19 protein-coding genes and 7 pseudogenes are annotated in these 19,089 nt (G+C 67.6%); 14 read left to right on the plus strand and 12 right to left on the minus strand.

All coding sequences use genetic code 11. The features are described from left to right. Window positions 1-541 (minus strand): annotated as a pseudogene (locus tag AB0I23_RS37535) (transposase); the annotation flags it as partial. 90 nt (window positions 542-631) lie between these two features. Then, window positions 632-781, minus strand: coding sequence for a hypothetical protein (locus AB0I23_RS37540; protein WP_359116895.1), 150 nt, complete (start codon window positions 779-781; stop codon window positions 632-634). Window positions 782-1,241: 460 nt separating this feature from the next. Here AB0I23_RS37540 and AB0I23_RS37545 point away from each other — a divergent pair, with 460 nt between their 5' ends. Genes AB0I23_RS37545 through AB0I23_RS37555 form a run of 3 tightly spaced genes read left to right on the plus strand, consistent with a single transcriptional unit; the run spans window position 1,242 to window position 2,341 of the window. Next, on the plus strand, window positions 1,242-1,613 hold the full coding sequence (locus tag AB0I23_RS37545; protein ID WP_359116964.1) for a DUF4259 domain-containing protein: 372 nt from the start codon (window positions 1,242-1,244) through the stop codon (window positions 1,611-1,613). A gap of 36 nt (window positions 1,614-1,649) precedes the next feature. After that, window positions 1,650-1,898 (plus strand): type II toxin-antitoxin system CcdA family antitoxin, encoded by a 249-nt coding sequence (locus AB0I23_RS37550; protein ID WP_359116897.1) that lies wholly within the window; start codon window positions 1,650-1,652, stop codon window positions 1,896-1,898. Next, window positions 1,895-2,341 carry a PIN domain-containing protein gene (locus AB0I23_RS37555; RefSeq protein WP_359116898.1) on the plus strand — a complete coding sequence of 149 codons (447 nt, stop codon included), beginning with the start codon at window positions 1,895-1,897 and terminating at the stop codon, window positions 2,339-2,341. The genes AB0I23_RS37550 and AB0I23_RS37555 overlap by 4 nt, the downstream gene beginning before the upstream one ends. A 222-nt stretch (window positions 2,342-2,563) precedes the next feature. Here AB0I23_RS37555 and AB0I23_RS37560 read toward each other — a convergent pair whose 3' ends face one another. Then, window positions 2,564-3,301, minus strand: coding sequence for a trypsin-like serine peptidase (locus AB0I23_RS37560; RefSeq protein ID WP_359116901.1), 738 nt, complete (start codon window positions 3,299-3,301; stop codon window positions 2,564-2,566). A gap of 612 nt (window positions 3,302-3,913) precedes the next feature. On the opposite strand from AB0I23_RS37560, the pseudogene AB0I23_RS37565 reads away from it, so the two are divergent. After that, window positions 3,914-4,652: pseudogene (locus AB0I23_RS37565) on the plus strand (nucleotidyl transferase AbiEii/AbiGii toxin family protein). 39 nt (window positions 4,653-4,691) lie between these two features. Here the strand turns inward: AB0I23_RS37565 and AB0I23_RS37570 are convergent. Both AB0I23_RS37570 and AB0I23_RS37575 read right to left on the minus strand, forming a co-directional pair. Then, window positions 4,692-5,291: a hypothetical protein gene (locus AB0I23_RS37570; RefSeq protein ID WP_359116903.1), complete on the minus strand. Its 600-nt coding sequence runs from the start codon at window positions 5,289-5,291 to the stop codon at window positions 4,692-4,694. A gap of 349 nt (window positions 5,292-5,640) precedes the next feature. Further along, a pseudogene (locus AB0I23_RS37575) lies at window positions 5,641-6,206 on the minus strand (tyrosine-type recombinase/integrase); the annotation flags it as partial. Window positions 6,207-6,935: 729 nt separating this feature from the next. On the opposite strand from AB0I23_RS37575, the gene AB0I23_RS37580 reads away from it, so the two are divergent. Further along, entirely contained in the window at window positions 6,936-7,460 is a 525-nt protein-coding gene (locus AB0I23_RS37580) for a DinB family protein (RefSeq protein ID WP_359116904.1), read from the plus strand. A 305-nt stretch (window positions 7,461-7,765) separates the two neighbouring features. On the opposite strand, the gene AB0I23_RS37585 is transcribed toward AB0I23_RS37580, so the two are convergent. Further along, window positions 7,766-8,260 (minus strand): DUF1877 family protein, encoded by a 495-nt coding sequence (locus AB0I23_RS37585; RefSeq protein ID WP_359116906.1) that lies wholly within the window; start codon window positions 8,258-8,260, stop codon window positions 7,766-7,768. Between the two features lie 564 nt (window positions 8,261-8,824). Between AB0I23_RS37585 and AB0I23_RS37590 the strand changes: the two genes are divergently transcribed. Continuing rightward, window positions 8,825-9,247 carry a YjbQ family protein gene (locus tag AB0I23_RS37590; protein ID WP_359116908.1) on the plus strand — a complete coding sequence of 141 codons (423 nt, stop codon included), beginning with the start codon at window positions 8,825-8,827 and terminating at the stop codon, window positions 9,245-9,247. Between the two features lie 63 nt (window positions 9,248-9,310). Here AB0I23_RS37590 and AB0I23_RS37595 read toward each other — a convergent pair whose 3' ends face one another. The 4 genes and pseudogenes from AB0I23_RS37595 to AB0I23_RS37610 all read right to left on the minus strand — a co-directional run bounded on the left by AB0I23_RS37595 (window position 9,311) and on the right by AB0I23_RS37610 (window position 11,094). Next, window positions 9,311-9,859, minus strand: a complete 549-nt coding sequence (locus AB0I23_RS37595) for an SMI1/KNR4 family protein (protein WP_359116909.1) — start codon at window positions 9,857-9,859, stop codon at window positions 9,311-9,313. Between the two features lie 191 nt (window positions 9,860-10,050). Further along, window positions 10,051-10,329 (minus strand): annotated as a pseudogene (locus AB0I23_RS37600) (JmjC domain-containing protein); the annotation flags it as partial. Window positions 10,330-10,481: 152 nt separating this feature from the next. Continuing rightward, window positions 10,482-10,675: pseudogene (locus tag AB0I23_RS37605) on the minus strand (NAD(P)/FAD-dependent oxidoreductase); the annotation flags it as partial. Continuing rightward, a complete protein-coding gene (locus AB0I23_RS37610) occupies window positions 10,672-11,094 on the minus strand; it encodes an arsenate reductase ArsC (RefSeq protein ID WP_359116911.1) in 423 nt (140 codons plus the stop codon). The gene AB0I23_RS37610 and the pseudogene AB0I23_RS37605, both read right to left, overlap by 4 nt. Before the next feature lie 94 nt (window positions 11,095-11,188). Between AB0I23_RS37610 and AB0I23_RS37615 the strand changes: the two genes are divergently transcribed. The 4 genes and pseudogenes from AB0I23_RS37615 to AB0I23_RS37630 all read left to right on the plus strand — a co-directional run. Beyond that, window positions 11,189-11,497: an ArsR/SmtB family transcription factor gene (locus tag AB0I23_RS37615; RefSeq protein ID WP_359116914.1), complete on the plus strand. Its 309-nt coding sequence runs from the start codon at window positions 11,189-11,191 to the stop codon at window positions 11,495-11,497. Continuing rightward, window positions 11,494-12,621: an ACR3 family arsenite efflux transporter gene (gene arsB, locus AB0I23_RS37620; protein ID WP_359116917.1), complete on the plus strand. Its 1,128-nt coding sequence runs from the start codon at window positions 11,494-11,496 to the stop codon at window positions 12,619-12,621. Before AB0I23_RS37615 ends, arsB begins: the two co-directional genes overlap by 4 nt. Continuing rightward, window positions 12,618-12,761, plus strand: coding sequence for a DUF2180 family protein (locus AB0I23_RS37625; protein ID WP_359116967.1), 144 nt, complete (start codon window positions 12,618-12,620; stop codon window positions 12,759-12,761). The genes arsB and AB0I23_RS37625 overlap by 4 nt, the downstream gene beginning before the upstream one ends. 24 nt (window positions 12,762-12,785) lie before the next feature. Beyond that, window positions 12,786-12,860 (plus strand): annotated as a pseudogene (locus tag AB0I23_RS37630) (transcriptional regulator); the annotation flags it as partial. Window positions 12,861-13,019: 159 nt separating this feature from the next. On the opposite strand, the gene AB0I23_RS37635 reads toward AB0I23_RS37630, so the two are convergent. Next, complete coding sequence (locus tag AB0I23_RS37635; RefSeq protein ID WP_359116919.1) at window positions 13,020-13,385, minus strand: ArsR/SmtB family transcription factor; 366 nt, start codon at window positions 13,383-13,385, stop codon at window positions 13,020-13,022. A 104-nt stretch (window positions 13,386-13,489) separates the two neighbouring features. Here AB0I23_RS37635 and AB0I23_RS37640 point away from each other — a divergent pair, with 104 nt between their 5' ends. The 3 genes and pseudogenes from AB0I23_RS37640 to AB0I23_RS37650 form a co-directional block, all read left to right on the plus strand. Continuing rightward, the gene (locus tag AB0I23_RS37640) at window positions 13,490-14,875 is read left to right on the plus strand and encodes an NAD(P)-binding domain-containing protein (protein ID WP_359116921.1); all 1,386 of its coding nucleotides are present in this window, start codon (window positions 13,490-13,492) and stop codon (window positions 14,873-14,875) included. Window positions 14,876-15,152: 277 nt separating this feature from the next. Next, entirely contained in the window at window positions 15,153-15,620 is a 468-nt protein-coding gene (locus AB0I23_RS37645) for an ArsI/CadI family heavy metal resistance metalloenzyme (protein WP_359116924.1), read from the plus strand. Next, window positions 15,617-15,901 (plus strand): annotated as a pseudogene (locus tag AB0I23_RS37650) (MFS transporter); the annotation flags it as partial. The gene AB0I23_RS37645 and the pseudogene AB0I23_RS37650, both read left to right, overlap by 4 nt. A gap of 224 nt (window positions 15,902-16,125) precedes the next feature. On the opposite strand, the gene AB0I23_RS37655 reads toward AB0I23_RS37650, so the two are convergent. After that, entirely contained in the window at window positions 16,126-16,908 is a 783-nt protein-coding gene (locus AB0I23_RS37655; protein ID WP_359116927.1) for a polysaccharide deacetylase family protein, read from the minus strand. A gap of 597 nt (window positions 16,909-17,505) precedes the next feature. Between AB0I23_RS37655 and AB0I23_RS37660 the strand changes: the two genes are divergently transcribed. Continuing rightward, window positions 17,506-18,789 carry an LAETG motif-containing sortase-dependent surface protein gene (locus AB0I23_RS37660; RefSeq protein ID WP_359116930.1) on the plus strand — a complete coding sequence of 428 codons (1,284 nt, stop codon included), beginning with the start codon at window positions 17,506-17,508 and terminating at the stop codon, window positions 18,787-18,789. Window positions 18,790-19,089 lie beyond the last annotated feature (300 nt).

The raw sequence follows: 19,089 nt of genomic DNA on the forward strand, positions 1-19,089 counted from the left end.
GGCGCACCGTAGGTCGCGTCGGAGTCCGTGTGGATCGCCCGGATCCGTTCCACGAGGTCCGTATCCGCGCGGGCGCGCGCCATCCGGGCCTGGATACCGGCCGCCCAGCGGTAGAACCCGGAACGGGGGACTTCCAGGACCCTGCACAGTCGCTTGACACCGAAGGCGCCGCGATGATCATCAACAAATTGGAAGCGACTCACCAATTCGTCTCGCCCGCGAAATACTTCGCAGCCCTCCGCAGGATCTCGCGCTCCTGCTCCAGCTCCCGCACACGTGCCCTGAGCTGCTTGTTTTCCGCTTCCAGCATGTCATCGGACGAAACCGGGCCCGTCGCGGAAGCGGCCGAGGGGGCCGTCTTTGAGCTCCCGCCCGGCTTCCCGCCGGCGGCGCGACGTCGCTCGGCTTCGATCCAGTTGCGCAGCGTGGAGCGGTTCACGCCCAGGTCCTGGGCGATCTCCCGGAGCGTGGCTCCCGGCCGTGACTTGTACATCTGGACGGCGTCCGCCTTGAACTCGGCGGAGTACACCTTCATCACCATGCGTGACCATCTTTCTCTGGATCCTCATGGTCCAGTCTCGGATGGTGTCCACGGTCAAGGGGGAGGCCCCGCCGTTTTTGTTTCCGAGTGCTACAGCTCTGTGTCGAGGAGTCGGGCGGCCTCGCGAGGGTCCATCAGGTTGGACCAGGCTTGTTCGGCGGGGAGCAGGTCCCGCTCCGACAGGGCGTATTCGGGGTACCAGCCGTCAGCCTCGCAGCCGGGGACGTTGCGCAGGATCAAAATCCAGGCGTCCCCGAAGGTCGGTCCGGAGAACGGTCGACAGGAGCACGACCCGCTTTTCTACCTCCGCGTTGGTGTTGCCAGGAGCGCGGGAGCCGGTGCTTGCTCTTCCGACCTCATGGGACGTACGTCGCACCGATGAAGAACATCAACTGCCGACGAGGCCCGTGGACGAAACGAGCGCGTCGACCCGCGCGACGGCGGCGATCCGGCGTTCGGCAGACGGCTTCTTCCCTGCTGGAGGCACTGCGTACACCGACCAGGACATCGCATGCTCCTACAGCGAATGACGTTGATCCGTGCCACCGACGCCTCCGACGCGATGGCCAAGGTCTTCATGCCGGAGAGCCTGTTCTGACCACCCGACCGCCCCACGGCCGACCCGCTGCGGCTCCAACTGTCAGTGCTCTCTTCTGTGATGACGAACGGAATCGACGGCGCACAATACGAAGGCCGAACAGTGGGCACGTGGGGCGCGGGCAACTTCGACAGCGACACGGCGGCGGATCACCTCGCGGCGCCGGCCGACCGGTTGGTGACCGAGGTTACGGAGGCGATGTCCGGCGATCCGGTGGAGTTCGAACCGGACGAGTACCGGGGTGTGGCCGTCCCCTGCAACCTGGAACTGCTGCTCGTCCTGGCCCGGCAGGGATGGGTGGGCGCGATCCTCCCGTCGCCCGAGATGATCCGGACCTGGCAGGAGAAGTTCCTGGCTGTGCGGGAGCGGACGATCGACGGCCTGGAGCCGAAGCTCGCGTACAAGGACGAACGCAGCGCGATACTCAACGAGACGTTCGAACCCCTGGCCGAGGCGTCGGCGGCAGCGAAGTAGAGACTACGCCGACGCATACTCCGGTATGCTTGACGTATGTCTTCGACGACTCGCATCACCGTCACGCTGCCGAGCGACCAGGTGGCAGAGCTCCGCAAGCTCACGGACAACGTCTCCGGCTACGTGGCGGAAGCAGTCGCCCGCCAGATCCGGCACCAGCTGCTGGGCGACGACCTGCGACACCATGAAGACGAGCACGGGAAGTTCAGCGACGAGGAGCTGGCGGAGGCCCGCTCGAAGATCTTTGGTGCCCATGCCACCTCCGAGAACGCGGACGCCGCATGAGCGAGCGCATCGAGACCGTTGTCCTGGACTCGGAGGGGCTTTCCGCCTGGATCGCGCAGGACCGCAAGTTCCTCGCGCTGCTCCAGGTGTTCCACGAGATGGGCGCCGACCTCGTCATCGGCGCGAACACCATCATTGAGGTCAGCCACTCGCGTATCAACCTTCCGCGCCTCAACTGGGCCCTGTCGCGGATCAAGGTGGAGCCAGTCACGGAACAGGCGGCAAAGGCAGCTGCGGAACTCCTCAAGGGAGCCGGACTGCATGGCCACAAGTACGCCATCGACGCGACTGTGGCCGCAGTGGCACTGCGCCAGCCACAGCCGGTCGCGCTGCTGACGTCCGACAGGGACGACATGACAAAGCTTTGTGGCAATCAGGTCCGGATCATCTCCCCGGGGCTTCTTTGTTGTCTTGACCGGACTGAGCGTCGCACACCACTTTGACCGTCTTCGATGCGCAATGCCGAAGCGCGGGTGACTCTCGGGGTGACCGCCGCACGCAGTGGCGACCTTGAATAAGCTCTGATTCACGGTGAGCGTGCACTCCAGGGGCCGCGGCAGGGCCCCTCTGCGCGACCTCGGACAGGCCGCGCCTGGATTCCTGCCGTCGCAAGCCGCGTCGCACAATCTGGCGGTATAGGAACTGCACGCTCCGGGCGACATCGCTCAACAGTCTCGCGAGCAGTGCTCAGACTGCGCGTAGAGGCGTCGGGCGAACGAGCCTAGGGCTGTTCCGTAACTGAAGCTCTCGTCGCCACTGATGTTCACCGCGACGACACTGCCGGCCTCGGCTGCGTCGAGGTCGACGATGTAGGGGCCCCCGCTCGACCCGACGCCCATGACGCAGGGGATCCGCAGCAGGGCACTACCGCGGTATTCGCGCGAATTGCGGCCTTCGCAGTGCAGGAGCCGGTTCGTGTACGGGTAGCCGAAAAAGTGGGTGCGAGTACCCGATTCAGCCGTGAACGAGATCCGCTGGACGCCGGTCACCTCGGAAATACTCCGCCCGTCGTGGCCGGAGTTCATCTCCAGCACGGCGACGTCCAGGCCCTCGTCCTGCCACTCCTCGGCCATCCGCACCCGGCGCACAGTGAAGCCGCCGTAGGGGCTCTTGCCGTCGTGGTACCCAGGCACGAAGTAGAGCTGCTGGTCCCACGTCGCCGACCGGGAGGGCTCTCCGGCATCCGACGTTCTGACACAGTGCGCGGCGGTTATCACCGTGTTCGTGCCGACCACAGTCGCCGTACAGGCACCCAAGCCGGCCCCTGCGCCCTGGGAGGAGTACAGGCGGCCGACAGTACGGGCGATGACACCGCCCTCCGTCCATTCGGGCTGCACGGGGTCGCCAATGGCGTCCCCGTGGGCCACGTCCGCGACGCCCGTGCCGGTCCAGTACGTCTCCACCCGACTGCGATCCTGTTTCGTGATCGCTGCGTCATGAACAACGATCTCCGGCCCGGCCGTCGACACACCACCACCCCTGTGACCGCAGCCGACCGTTCCCAGCGTGATCAGCACGGCCGCGACCGCACTAGCCCACGCGCGCCTGTTCCCTGTACCCCTGCCCAGCAGGTTCATCGGTCTGTCCGCACCAGCCACAACAACCCCACAGGCCAAGCCCCTGATCCCCGTGACCTGGCGGCTGACGAACCTTGCACCACCAGCCCGTCCCCAAGCAAGGAATTCACCGGTTCACCCACCGTCGCCCCACCACAAGAAGACGGCGTCTATGAACAGCACGACGAACAGCGCGACTACGGGTGTCCCAGCTGTCCGTCTGTCCGGTTAAGGCTGTGACCAGCAAGAACGGGCCGAACAGTCAATGCTGGAGCTGTCCAGGGTGTCCGGTTGCAGACGACTGCAACATCCCCGGATGTTGCAGCCCGGTGGCGAAGCCACCCCTCGTAGATCGCGGGCGCCGGAGGCGCCTTCCCTCTCTCAAGAACGCGCACCACGTCGCACCACCTCCGCACCATCTGCGGCGGAGAACCACGGTCAGCGACGGTAAACACCACCATGGCTCGGAGCGAGTATCGGACGGTGGCAGACGTGCTCGCCCTGGGCGGTGCTTACCCTCTGACGCTTACAGCGTGGCTACGCGGTTCAAGCGCACGGACTGGTCAACCGGCTCAGCCAGGACCTCGGCGTCGCGACCGAGAACCCGCAACGCATGGAGGACATCGCTACTGCCGTGCGCACCGGCCCGGAGCAGCGCGGATGACGGGTAAGAGCTCTGGAGACAGACCCGTTGTCCGCGCGTCTGATCGTCACGGATCCCACCAGCCGTGAGGAGTGCGAGGTCGACATCCTCAAGGAAGCACTCTGGAGGCCGCCCGTGCACACCGAGCACGGCTTGGTTCTGTCCCTCGAAGATGTCGTCGGAACCAAGGTTCGCGCGCTGGCCGACCGCGGACTCGCCAGGGACCTGATCGACGTACAGGCCGCCGCGAACCGCTGAAGCCACGTCGAACTCGAAGAGCTCGGGCGGCGCCGTGCCCGCGACTCCTTCGACCTGAGCGAGCTTCAAGCGCGACTGGGCGGAGCCGACTGGATCGACGACACGGAATTCGCCGCCTACGGACTCGACGAGCGAGCAATCACCGCGCTGCGGCAGTGGGCACAGACATGGGCGGACGACATCGGGGAACCGCGAGGAACGGCCGTAACTCGGCGCCCAGTTGCGCTTCAGCGACGCCAACGGCCTGCGTTCGGCCCACACGCCCCAACAAGCGAGAAGAGCCCGTCAGCAAGCTGACGGGCTCCCACGAAAGATCGAGGCTAACCTGCCATCAGGTCAGATCGTCGGTGTGTCATCGACGACCTCCTTGTGTGGTTCGACAATGAACCTCCAGCCATCGCTGGGCTCCAGGAATCGCACTCGGGTCGGGTAGATGTCCAAGGCGCGGCGGTCACGGTTCTGGCTGCTCGCGTTCTTCCGCCCCCGGGCCGGCTCCTCGAACAGGTCGACCTTGACATCCGGCACCGCGACGACTTCCTCGCTCCAGCGCTGAACGATCCCCGCGCCGAAGGCGTCCCGGGCGGCGGAGTAGAGCGACTCCAGAGATTCCTCGTTCCCGTTGGGCACGAAGAGGGCGAGATTCAGGAGGACGCCAGCACTCTGAAGAACCTCGATTTCCTCCCCTGCCTTGTCGGCAACCCAGATCCCGCGCTCTTCTGCATTGTCCGGGAGAACGCGGATTTCCTCACCGAAGACTGTCTTCGCGATAAAGGACCCTCCCTCAAAATTCTTACCCGGCTTTGTAAGGAAAGCCGGGGCGTAGCAGTCGAGAGGAAGGCCATCCATCTCTGCCGAGACGAAGATTCCGTCCTGGAGACCCAACTCCGAAACCTCTTCGGCCGTAAGACGTCGAGCCGTAGCCTTCTCGGTATTCACGCCATTCCCCTTTTTTCGTGGCGTCCTGTGAATTCATTGAAACTCTACCACGAAAACGATCAGTCAGTTCCCGTTCAATTCCTTCTGGGAGAACAGCAGAAGAATCCTCGCACGTCACCGGCGAAACGCGGCAAGCGTAGAGAAATGCTGCGAGATTCAAGAGGTTACCTACTCGCTTCAACGGTGTTGTCGGCAACCAAGTCGGTCGTCAAGTGGAATGCAAGCAAACTCAGCAGAATGGAAACAAGCAGACAGGAGGCGCCTTGATGCTCGGCATTGCGCTGTGCTTGCGCTCCCATCGCCATGGGCCAGATCCTCGTGACCCAACCGAGCGAACCGCGGCGGTCCCCCAGCGCGGGCCCATGGCGTCGGCGAGCGCGTCAACCCGGGCGACAGCGGCGGTCGGGCGTTCTTCCGCGGTTTCCCTGCCAGCGCCCCTGATGCGGCAGGGGTTACGGCGGATCAGCTCATCATCGGCAGCGGTTTCCATGATGGTCTTCAGGAGCCGGTACGCCTTGGCGATCGTGGTCTCCGCCCCGGTGCTGTCGAGCCGTTCAGAGCACCACGAGCGGACGCGCGGCGGGGTGATCTCGTCCAGGTCCAGGTCCTCGAAGGTGAGCAGGATGTGCAGTCGGAGGAGTCGCCGATACAGCTCGTCGGTCGTGGCGGAGAGACGGCGCTCCTTTACCCATTGCAGCGCGTAGTTCTTGAAGTTGACTGCCCCGGCGTCCGGGGCCCGCCAGTCCCCCGCCGAACGTCGGTCTGCTGCTCCGCGAGCCAATCGTCAGCGTCCCGTCTGGTCTCGAAGGTGTGCGGGGCCGGACGGTCGATGCCATCGGGGCCGAGGTAGCGAGCCTGGTACCGGCCTGACGGTAGCTTTCGGATGCGGCCGAAGCGCCGCTTCTTCTTCGCCATCAAGCCCCGGCTCCGCTGCGGGCGCCGCTCCTGCCTTCGGCCCGCTCCGCCCGCGCTGCGCCGATGCGCGCCCACATGTGGGTAAGGCCAGGGGCCATGAGTCGATCACCACATACGGGCTCTCCCGCGATTGGTCGTGAGGCGTGTTGGCCTGGAGGTTCGGCTGGTGGTTGGTTCAGCAGGTCATCGGGCGGACGGGCACGAGTTCGGTGCTCGCCCGGCGCTGGGTGGTGCGCGTGGCAGCGCGGTCGGAGACCAGACCGGCGATCGCTGCGTGGGTTTCGCCGTAGGTGTCACGTCGCCCGGTGTATCTCTGGAGCGGATGCCACTGGCGGTGTTCGGCGTTGGCGTGTTCGACTCAGATCCGGCGTGAGGACTCGCGGCGTTTGCGCTCGCGCCAGCCGTAGTACTCGGTGACCGGCAGGTCGTCCAGGTCCTTCGGTCGTTCGTGACGGGGCGGAGATCTGGTTGGGGAACTCGTTCGCAAGGCCCCGGTAGCCGTCGTCCACCGCGGGCCTCCCAGCGCGCAGCAAGCTCCGTGACCCGCTCGCCCAAGAGCCACTCCGGGACACCGCAGAACGCGGGATGCGCCATCACCGCACGGATTTGACGAGCCATCACAACCCGGATAACTCGCACCGACACCTCGATGTCCCCAACCGTGACGAAGATCATCAATCGCGGAAGAGCCCGTAAATCCAGGTGTCCCCTCCCGACCGCCCCGGTAGCGTGCGCCGGCATGACATCGGAACTGGAACGCCCCCGCTCCAAGCGGACGAACGCACCGCGCTCATCGGCTGGCTGGACCTGCAGCGGCAGATCCTGCGCTGGAAATGCGAGGGGCTGAGCGACGAGGACGCGCACCGCTCGGTCGTCCCGACCTCACCGGTCATGACGATGGCCGGTCTCATCTCCCACATGCGCTGGACCGAGCACATGTGGCTGGAGGTGCTGTTCCTCGGCGGCGACGAGAAGCAGAACCCGTCGTTCGACGAGTCGAGCGAGGACGCCGACTGGCACACCGACGGCCGCCCCCTCGCCGAGCTCCTCGTGGAGTACGAGGCCCAGTGCGCCCGCAGCAACGAGATCGTCGCCGCGGCTTCCCCGGACGACGTCGGCCGACACCCCGGCTTCCGCTCCGGCAGCGCCAACCTCCGCTGGATGCTGATCCACCTCGTCGAGGAGACGGGGCGGCACGCGGGGCACGCGGACATCGTCCGAGAGCTGCTCGACGGCACGAAGGGCTATTACTAGCGCGGCTCCGCGTAGCGGTCCCTTGCCTCAGGAGCCAGGCCAACACGCCTCACGACCAATCGCGGGAGGCCCGATAGAGCGGCCCACGGTCAAGGCAATGCCTCCGGCGGGGGATCGGCCGGCACCGGGATGGAGGGGACGCCGTTCCCGCCCGCGGGTCCGTCGTGGCGTGCGTGGAGAGCTCCCATCCCGTCCGCCGTCGACCCACACGCCCGCTCCACGGTGTGTGGGTCGACGGGGGACGGGATGGGAGCTTGGGTAAGTGGTGGGCTGAGGTAGCCGCGAGCCGAGGAGAAGACTGCGGCTCAGTACCAGAGGGCCTTGACGACGGCGTGCCCCGTGGGGACGGTCCGGTTGTAGAAGGCCCGCAGGTCGGTGTGGTGGGTGAGGAACCAGCCCTTGACCGCAGCCTCGTCGAAGGCGGAGAAGGGGGGCAGCACCTTCGGCCGGGCCGCCTCCCAAAGATCGTCGAAGGAGACCGCCGCCAGGAAGGCCGCCACCTCGCGCACCTGGACGGGGCGGAGGATCAGAAACGGCGGCTGGTTGTGAGTGGCGTGGTACACCGGGCTGCCCCCGAAGACCGGGAGCTCCCAGTCATGAGAGCCCTGCGGGGTGCACGCCGCCCTGTAGACCTCATGGAGGGCGGGGAAGTGGTACTCCACGACTTCGGCGATTCCGGCCCGGCGTTCGGCCTGGAAGCGGTCGAAGTCCCCGGCGTCCCCCATGAACTCCTCCAGCCAGGCCCAGTCCTCTCGGATCTCGGACTCCGGCATGGCGCGCAGCTGCATCTCGATGCTCATGCCGCGCATTCTGGCCGAGGCACGCCGTGGCCCACGCCCGGCGAGCTCCGGAACCTTATCCAGGAGACAACGGACCGGGGCGGGCCGGTGTAAGGAACCGTGATCACTCGCGCCGAAGCAACTCCCGGCTAAAATAGGGCAATCATCAACCGTACCCACACTGCAGCGGACACCACCCCAAGAGCGACGTAAATGATCGTTGGCCACCGCTCGGCGCTCACCAAGCTCCCCCTCCGTGGACAACCCGCCCGGTAACGCTACGGCCGTGTCACCCCAAAAAGGCGGGCACCTCACCCTATGAAGCGACGTGAGGCTTCAGCCAGGCTGCCTCTGGGCCGTCCGAGGGCACCCAGCAGGCCGCGCTCGTGGCGGTTTCGTCGGCGGGACGCGTCTGGGGCCGGGCAGGCGAGGAAGTCGCGGTCCAGGTCTCGCTTGCGGGACTCGGATGAGACGGCATGAAGGACCTGTCCAGGCACGGGAGCGCGTGCCCTTACCGGCGGAGTCCCGGTGGAACAACCCATCCGGCCGTCAGTGCTCGGGCTCCGCAACGGGTATCGGTGAACCATGGCTGGCACCTTCACCACCCGCACGATCAACATCACAACCGGCTCCACGGAGACCCTGCACGACCTCACGAACGCATGCTCCGCGTTCCTCCGAGAGGTCGCTCACGGGCGAAACGGACTGCTGAACATCTTCACCCTCCACGCGACGTCCGGCCTGGCCATCATCGAGACCGGCGCGGGCAGTGACGATGACCTGTTGACGGCCCTCCGCGACATTCTTCCCGCGGACGACCGCTGGCAAGACCGCCACGGCAGTCCTGGCCACGGCAGGGCCCACATGCTCCCGGCTCTGGTCCCACCACACGCCACATTGCCCGTGGTCGACGGTGCGCTGGAGCTGGGGACCTCGCAGTCCGTCGTACTGGTGAACACCGACCGGGACAGTCCCGAACGCCAAGTCCGGCTGTCTTTCCTCAGCTGACCACACGACCCACGCGGCCCTGCGGCTGACAGAGAGGAGCCACGTGATCCGAGAGAGGACGGCCTAGCGATTCCTCCAGTTGACGAAGGACACCTCGTCCTCCAGGACCGCGCTGATCTTCTGCTGCCGAAACGCCTTGTCGCCCAGGAGCCTGCGAAGGAACTCGGCCATCCCGAGGGGGTGCAACTGCATCTCGGGGCTGGTGTGCCTCCCGCAGATCAGGACAGGCCATCGATCCGGGTCGTCGTCCGTGGTCACCCAGCAGTAGATGTCCGCCCCCGACGTGGCGGCCCACGCCACGATGGACTCGGGGTCCACGTCGAAGTCGGCCTCGTCGCGGCACATCTCCCAGGTGGAGCGGGCGTTCTCCGTCTCGTCCTGCAAGCCTGGGCCATCCCGGTACGGCCACCCGTCGGCATGCGGCGCCGGCAGCAGGATGCTGATCGTGTCGCTGATCGCCCCCGCCCCGTAGACCTCCATGAACCGGACGTAGTCCGTGGGGAACCGAGTCCCCCAGATCGCCTCGACCTCGCTCCAGTCGATGCGCTCGTCCACCCCGTGGGCCACCGGCATGAGTTCGGCAAGTGCCGCCACCGCGTCTCTCCCGCGCATGTCCCACCCTTCATCCCGCCACCCGCACCGCGCGACGTGTCGTATCTGAGGGTCCAACTTACGAGAACCCCCCTTGCGGCGAATCTCCGGGGCGCTGCCTCCGGTGCCTCGACAAGATCCGAAGCCCGGACCATCTGTTCCGAGCGCAGGGTGTCCAGAACCCAGGACACGAAGTCGATGCTGGTCGTGGAGCTGAGCCCACACGTCAGGTGAGGTGACCGCTCCCCCTCGGAGGCAGAGACGGCGTGCCACCAGCCGGGGGGCAGAGAGAGGACCTCTCCCGGAGTGAGGACGAACTCGGCAACGGGCTCCTCGGGCGGCGGATCGGTCTCGGCCACATCGCGGTACATGGGAGCGACGCGGGTCGGTCCGTAGATCTTCCAGCGTCGCCCGTCCACCTGAACGACGACCATGTCGCGGTCGTCCCAGTGCACGCCCATGCCCTCGCGCGACTTCCATGAGGCGTACACCCCCGCCCACTCCTGCCATTCGTACAGCCGCCGCTTCTGAGTGGCGGGTCAGGCAGGTGCTGTCGCCCCACTGCCGGCGGCGGTGATGGCCTGCCGGTAGGTGTGGTCGACGACATCGCCCGCGCCGAAGACGCCGGGGACACTCGGCACGTCAGGTCGGGGCCGTCGACGCCATCGGGGAAGGCGGGGAAGTTGTCGACCTCGGTGGTGGTGGTCAGGGAGCCGCCGACGAAGATGCTGCTGCTGCCGAACAGTACGGGCTTGAGCTGGGCGCGGGCCGTGTAGAGGGCAGCGGTGTATCCGTGGGGCCGGAGCCGATGATGACGACGTCGCGTATCTCGCTCACGCCGTGGCCTCCGGGGCGATCTCTGCGATGAGGCCCGCGACGAGGTTCTTGATCTCGTCGCGGATGGGGCGGACGGCTTCGACGCCCTGTCCGGCCGGGTCGTCGAGCTTCCAGTCGAGGTAGCGCTTGCCGGGGAAGACGGGGCAGGTGTCGCCGCAGCCCATGGTGATGCACACGTCGGACTCACGGACGGCGTCGATCGTGAGGATCTTCGGGGTCTCGGCGGAGATGTCGATGCCGACCTCGGCCATCGCCTCGACGGCCGCCGGGTTCACGGCGTCGCCGGGGTTCGAGCCTGCGGAGCGGACTTCTACTCGGTCCCCGGCCAGGTGGGTCAGCCAGGCGGCGGCCATCTGGGAGCGGCCGGCGTTGTGGACGCAGACGAACAGGACGGACGGCTTGCCGGAAGACTCGGCCATGTTGATCGTTCTCTCTCGTCGCATGGCGGGACCAGCCGCCAATGACTTCAGCCCCCGCTGGTATCAGCAGGCAATGATGTGAAAGTATCAGTACATGCTGACTTCAGTCGATCCTGATCTGATCCGGGTGCTGGGCGATCCGCTCCGCCTCCAGATCGTGACCCTGCTTGCCCGCGAGACGCTTTGTACGACACACCTGGTCGAGGAGACCGGCGCGAAGCAGACCAACCTCTCCAATCACATGAAGGTCCTGCGCGAGGCCGGCGTGGTGGAGACCGAGCCGTGCGGCCGCTTCACCTACTACAAGCTGCGCCCCGAGGTCCTGGCCGGCCTCTCCGAGCAGTTCGCCGCGCTGGCCGAGTCCGCCTGCAGCGCCGCCGAGAACAAGAGGGCCTGCCCGTGACCACCGAGCGCACCACGACGGCCCCCGCTGCCGATCAGGCCGCGGGCGGGGACGACTCGATCGTCAAGAAGCTCTCCACCCTCGACCGCTATCTCGCGGTGTGGATCCTGCTCGCCATGGCCGTCGGCCTGGGCCTGGGGCGGCTGATCCCCGGGATGAACGACGCACTGGCGAAGATCGAGATCGGCGGGATCTCCCTGCCGATCGCACTCGGTCTGCTCGTCATGATGTACCCGGTGCTGGCCAAGGTCCGCTACGACAGGCTCGACACCGTCACCGGCGACAAGAAGCTGATGGTGTCCTCGCTGGTCATCAACTGGATCGTCGGCCCGGCGGTCATGTTCGCCCTGGCGTGGATCTTCCTTCCCGACCTGCCCGAGTACCGCACCGGACTGATCATCGTCGGCCTGGCCCGCTGCATCGCCATGGTCATCATCTGGAACGACCTCGCCTGCGGCGACCGCGAAGCGGCCGCCGTCCTCGTCGCGCTCAACAGCGTGTTCCAGGTCATCGCCTTCGGCCTACTGGGCTGGTTCTACCTCGACCTGCTGCCGCGCTGGCTGAACCTCGGTGACGGCCAGGGCCTGGACGTCTCGGTGTGGCACATCGCCCTCAACGTCATCGTGTTCCTCGGCATCCCGCTGCTGGCCGGCTTCCTCACCCGCCGCATCGGCGAGCAGAAGATGGGCCGCGAAGGCTACGAACAGCGCTTCCTGCCGAAGATCGGCCCCTGGGCGCTGTACGGACTGCTCTTCACGATCGTCATCCTGTTCGCCCTGCAGGGGAAGACGATCACCTCGCAGCCCCTGGACGTGGTCCGGATCGCGCTGCCGCTGCTCGTCTACTTCGCGATCATGTTCTTCGGCACCTTCCTGCTCGGCAAGGCCCTCGGACTCGCCTACGACCGCACGGCCACACTGGCGTTCACCGCGGCGGGCAACAACTTCGAACTGGCCATCGCCGTCGCCATCGCCACCTTCGGCGTCACCTCTGGCCAGGCACTCTCCGGGGTCGTCGGACCGCTCATCGAAGTGCCCGTCCTGATCGGACTCGTGTACGTCGCACTGGCCTGGCGCAAGACGTTCATGCCCACAGCACTGACGACCGCCGGAAAGGACGACTGACGCACTGCCTCGACTGCCGCACCGCGGGAACGAACAGCCCCACCGTTGGCGTCTGCCAGGGCTGCGGAGCCGGAGTCTGCGCGGCGCATGCCCCGCATCGCGACCCGGAGCGTGGGCAGCCCGATCGGCATCCCCGGTGAGGCCCAAGCACGGACGGTGCCGGGCTGACGGTCGGCGAGATCGCCGAACGGTGCGCACGGAAGCCGTCGACCGCCTCGGAACACCTGAGCCTGCTGCGCCGTAGTGGCCTGGCGATCTCCCGCAAAGAAGGCAAGCAGGTCTGCTACCGGGCCGACGGTGCCACGATGGCCGAGCGCGTCTCCGCACTCCAGGCGTACCTGGCGCGCTGCTGCCCGCCCAATGCACCGGCTGATCAGCCCCGACGGCGCTGGCTGTGGTCAGGAGCGCAGGTCGAGCATGGCGGACATGGCCGCCACAACGGACGGGGCGACCTGGTAGTAGACCCAGGTCCCACGCCGCTCCGAGGTCAGGAGTCCGGCCTCGCGCAGTTTCTTCAGGTGGTGGGAGACGGTCGGCTGGGAGACGCCGACGTCGGAGATCTCGCAGACGCATGCCTCGCCGCCCGCGTGCGAGGCGACCTTGGAGAACAGGCGGAGCCGCACCGGGTCGGACAGGGCCTTGAACATCACGGCCATCTTCTCCGCGTCGTCCTGCGACAGCTCCCCAGCGGTGATCGGCGGGCAGCACGGCGCCACAGTCCCCGCATCCAGGACCGACAGCTCCACAACCTCCGACTTTGACATGTGTCTATGTTGACACTCATCGATACCGAGTGGCAAGCTCCGGACATCGACAGCAATCGAAACAGCGGCCGGGCCGGCCGCCCATCTCGGAGGACATCACCGCCATGACCACCACTGCAGACCTTCCGGTTGTCGTCATCGGCGCCGGCCCCGCCGGGCTGGCCGCCGCCGCCCACCTGGTCGAGCGCGGCATCGAACCGCTGGTCCTGGAAGCCGGCCCGGCCGCCGCTTCTGCGGTACGCGGCTGGTCACATGTGCGGCTGTTCTCGACCTGGGGCGAGGTCACCGACCCGGCCGCCGAGAAGCTCCTGGCACCGACCGGCTGGTCCAAGCCCGACGCCGCGACATACCCGTCCGGTGGGGACTGGGCCGAGCAGTACCTCCAGCCGCTGGGCGATGTCCTGGGTGACCGCGTCCGCTACAACGCCACCGTCACCGGGGTCTCGCGCACCGGCCGCGACCGCATCGTCGACGCCGACCGCGAAGCCCAGCCCTTCGTCGTCCACTTCACCAGTGCCGACGGCAGCGAGGAGCGCGTCTTCGCCCGCGCGGTCATCGACGCCTCCGGCACCTGGACCAACCCGAGCCCGGCCGGGGCCAGCGGCCTGCCCGCCCTCGGCGAGAAGACGGCGGCCGACCGCATCACCTACCACGTCCCGGACTTGAAGGACCCGGCCGTCCGTGCCCGCTACGCCGGCAGGCGGACTGCTGTGATCGGCTCCGGCGCCTCCGCGTTCACCGCCCTGGCCGCTCTCGCCGACGTCGCGAAGGACGAGCCCGGCACGCACGCGGTGTGGATCCTGCGCCGTGGCATCAGTGGCTCCACCTTCGGCGGTGGCACCGCCGACCAGCTCCCCGCCCGCGGCGCTCTCGGTCTGGCCGCGAAGGCCGCGGTCGACAACGGCCACGCGGACGCGGTCACCGGCTTCCGTACCGAGGCCATCGAGCGTGACGGTGACGGCCGCCTGATCCTGTTCGGCGAGGACGGACGCCGCGTCGACCCGGTGGACGAGGTGATCGTGTCGACCGGCTTCCGTCCCGACCTGTCCTTCCTCTCCGAGATCCGACTCGGCCTCGACGAGCGCCTCCAGGCTCCCACCGAGCTCGCCCCGCTCATCGACCCGAACCAGCACTCCTGTGGCACCGTCCACCCCCACGGCCACCGCGAGCTCTCCCACCCCGAACCCGGCATCTACCTGGTCGGCATGAAGTCCTACGGCCGCGCCCCGACCTTCCTGGCCATGACCGGCTACGAGCAGGTCCGCTCCGTCACCGCCGCCATCGCCGGGGACACCGAATCCGCCGACCGGGTCGAACTCACCCTCCCCGAGACCGGAGTGTGCGGCGGCGCCGGACTCTTCGACGACCCGGCAGCAGGCCAGGCCGACGGCGGAGGCTGCTGCGCCGCTCCGGCACCCGCTCTCGTGCAGATCGGCGTCGGTACCCCATTGCCGGTCGCGGCCACTGAGAGCCTGTCGAGTGACCTCTGATCGGGCGGCCCCGCCCTGGCACGCACGCTTCCGGCGTTGCCGAAACGCCCTGGTAGCTCCTTCCCCAAGCTCTCAGCTTCGGGCGAGCAGGGGAGACCCCATCGGAAGCCATCCCGGCGCCTTGGAATCGCACGCACCACGCCGCGTCCGCTCTCCGATCGAAGGTCACCCGACAGGCTCTGAGGAATCATCGTCGTCCGGCGGCTGCTGCTGACCTGAAACCCCAGCGCCCCGGTCAACAGCCGGGGCGCTTCCACCCTGCGTCAGGAGGATCGTCATGTCCCGAGTACAGCTCGCCCTGCGCGTCCCCGACCTTCCCGCCTCGATCGCCTTCTACAGCAAGCTCTTCGGCGCCGAGCCGGCCAAACTGCGCGACGGCTACGCCAACTTCGCCATCGCCGACCCCCCACTCAAACTCATCCTCGTCCAGGGCACGCCGGACGAGGAGACGCGCATGGACCACCTCGGCGTCGAAGTCGACACCACCGAAGCTGTCCGTGCCGCCACCACCCGCCTCGCGGACCAGGGTCTGGCGACCGACGTCGAGAACGACACCACCTGCTGCTACGCCCTCCAGGACAAGGTCTGGGTCCATGGCCCCGGCCAGGAACCGTGGGAGGTGTATGTCGTCAAGGCCGACGCCGACTCGATGGCCAAGCAGAAGGGCAGCGCCTGCTGCGCGGACCCGGCCGTCACCGAAGCAGACCCGACCACACCGGACAAGGCCGGTGGCTGCTGCCCGTGACCGAACTCGACGCCAACGGGGCCGCGACCGGAACAGGGGACCGGTCGCGGCCCCGCGCAGTACTCCCGGCCCTGTGCATCACACAGATCACCAGTTGGGGAATCGTCTACTACGCCTTCCCCGTGCTCAACCCAGCCATCACCGCCGACACCGGCTGGCCAACCGGAGCAACGACAGCCGCGTTCTCCGCCGCCCTGCTCGTCTCCGCCTTCGCCGGAATCCGGGTCGGCCGGATCATCGGCCACCGGGGCCCGCACACCGTCATGACCGCAGGCTCCGTCAGCGCTCTCCCCCTTCGCCGGCGCAGCGCCGGCCTCACCACTCGGCGGCTCCCACTCCTCTTCGCGCTGCTCGCCGCAGTCTGCGGACTTGCGGCACTGATCGCGCTGGACACAGCCGCCACGGCCAGCCCCGAGGCTGGTCGGAAGTTGCGAGGACCAACGTGTTCATGCCTGTCTGCCGGTGCCGGGGGGCGGGTCTGGATGTCAGTGCGGGCGAGCCTCACTCACCGCACGGGGAAGCCGAAGGAGTACCCCTGCTGCTTCAGCCAGGGCAGGATCTCGCGCAGAGCGGCCAAGGTCTGGGAGCGATCCCCTCCCGCGTCGTGGAAGAGGACGGTCGGCCCGTTGGAGATCTCCCTCTTGACGGTGGCGACCATGGTGTCCACACCGGGACGCTCGAAGTCTTTGGAGTCGACGTTCCAGCCCAGCGGCCGCATCCCCCGGGACGCGGCGAGCTGCCGGCTGTACGGGGTGAAGGCACCGCCCGGGGCCCGGTAATACTGCGGCCGGACGCCCCCGGACGCCTTGGTGATCATGCTTTCGGCATCCAGGATCTGCTGGGACTGGTATGCCTCGGACTTGGTGTCCATGGTGGTGTCGTGCGAGACCGCGTGGTCGCACAGCCGGTGCCCGGCCGCCACGACCTCTTTGACCAGGTCCGGGTGCGCCTGGGCCTGCGTGCCCACCATGCAGAACGTAGCCTTCACACCGCTGTCCTTCAGCAGTCGCAGCACCTGCGGCGTCCAGACCGGGTCCGGTCCGTCGTCGATGGTGATGTTGACGCCCCGGGCGCCGCGGTCCGAGGCGTGCGCAATGTCCGCCGCCACCTTGGCCACGGTCCGGTCCTGAGGCCGGGCGTCCGGCGCTGAGACACGCGCTTGCGGCTGCTGCCCTCCGGCGGTGTCGGCCTGCGCGGTCCACACCGAGGTGGCAGCGGCCACCGCTGTCACCCCGAGCGCCGCCGCGAGAAGCCGGCCGTGCCATCCCCTTCCCTTGTGCCTTGCCATGTCCGCCCGCCCCTTTGCTGTCCCCGCCGATGCCGTGCGCTCATGAAGACATACGAACGCCCCTACGGGATCCCTCTGTTACCGATCGCGGAAGAATCCGCAGACAACCGGCGACAAACGCAGGAGCCCCGCGACAGATGAGGGCGCGCAACGGCCTCGAAAAGGCGCCGACGAGAACGGCAGGCGCTGATCCTCACGGATTCCGGCGGAGGCACCCACGCATGCGTCGAATGGCTCGCGAAGCAGGGCCCATGGCCTTCCTACTCGGTCGGCATGACCACGCGCGGGGCGGCCGGTGAGCGGGGAGGCTACGCGTAGGCAGAGGTGCAGGCGCTCGCGGGGCGGGCGGCGCCGAAGAAGCACAGAACACCGCGCCCAGGGCCCTGTGGCATTGATCACAGCGAAAGCGCAGGCAGTGAATACAACTGCACCCTTTCGTCTTTTCTGTCGGCCACGGTGCTGTGGTATTGGCCGGAACAGGTGAAGAACTCGTGATGGTCAACCGTTGCCCCGGTCATACGATCACCTCGAGTCGCATCTGCGTGCCCCATTCCACTGCGACCCCTTCTTCTCTTTTTCGGACACCGAAGGGCTCTTGTGAAGATTCGCCGGATTCTTGCCACAGCTGTTGCCGCCACAGTGACCACGCCTGCCCTCCTGCTGTCGGTCACCCCCGCGTTCGCCGACGACAAGCCGACAGCGCAGACACAGCACAAGCCGTCCATCGCGGAGCTGGAAAAGGCCGCCGCCACCGCGAAGGCAGCGTACGACGACGCCGTAGAGGCCGAGAATGCCGCCAAGGCGGCTTTGAACGCGGTCCTGTCCGACACCAGTCCTCTGGCCGTGGCCGCCAAGGCCGCCGAGGCCGTGGCGGCGGAGGCCGCCACCGCGAAGATCGTCGCCGACCAGGCGGTCCTCGACGCCCAGGCCGCGGTCGACGCCCTCCCGGAGACGGCCACCGAGGAGGAGAAGACCGCCGCCGCGACCAAGCTCACCGAAGCGAAGGCCGACGCCGAGGCCGCCGACAAGGCCAAGGCCGCCGCCGACGCCGAGGCCGTGGAAGCCCTGGACGCGCGGGACGACGAGCGGGTCGCCGCGGCCCGGAAGCTGGACCAGGCACAGAAGGCCACCAAGGCGGCGCTCGCTGACAAGAACGCCGCCGACGAGGCGCTGGCCAAGGCGAAGGAGGAGGGCGGCGAGGACGGTGAGGACGGTGAGGCCTGCGTCCCCGAGGCCGAGCTCACCACAGTCGTCACGGGTCTGCCGTCCACCGTCGTCGCCGGCACGAAGGTCAACTTCAATCTCCGGGTGACCAACGGCACCGACAAGACGATGGACGAGGTGCTTCCGTTCGCCTACGTCCACGCGACCGACCGGAGCGGGCTCAACAACATCGACGACCTGGTGCACCTGCAGTGGTCCTCCGCCTCGTCCTCGAAGTGGAAGACCGTCGACAACGAGCACTACATGGACGCCATCAGCCCGCTGAAGGCCGGCGCCCACGCCGACATCAAGATGCGCCTCACGGTCGACGCCTCGGCCCCCGCAGGCAACGGCGTCACCTTCGTCGCCGGTGACTACTTCAACGACAACGGCACCTGCGGCGGGAACCCGGACCTCGAGGGCTACGAGTTCCTGATCGCCGCCGCGGGCAGCAAGCCCGGCAAGGTCGACGACGCCAAGCCCAGCACGACCGAGCCGAACACCTCGGACCTCAAGGCGCAGAGCGGCGCGTCGGCCCGTCCGGTGAGCGGCAGCCTCGCTGCCACGGGCTCGTCCTCCGCGACGTCGCAGCTTGCCCTCGCGAGCGGCGCGGCCGTAGCGATCGGCGGGGGCGCGGTGTTCCTCGCACGCCGTCGCAGGGCCGGCTCCCACGCCTGACGCATGAGGTGGGGTGCCGACCGGGCACCCCACCCCACGCGCCGGCCACCCGTCGGGCCCGACACCGAGCAGCGGTGTCGGGCCCGACGCAGTGACCGGCCATGAGACCGTTTTCGCATCGATGACCCGTACCTGCGCCTCTGGCTTCGCGAAGATGCACCTCGGCGCGTCCTCATCGGAATGATCTTCGGTGTGCGACCGGGGTGGACGTGCACAACGCCCCGCCGCTCGTGCCTCATCCGTGCCCATCCGAGCGGTCAACAGCGGTGAACAGGTGCACCGAGAGACCGCGCCAGGAGC

The organism is Streptomyces atratus, assembly GCF_040655115.1.
GTDB classification, from domain to species: domain Bacteria; phylum Actinomycetota; class Actinomycetes; order Streptomycetales; family Streptomycetaceae; genus Streptomyces; species Streptomyces atratus_D.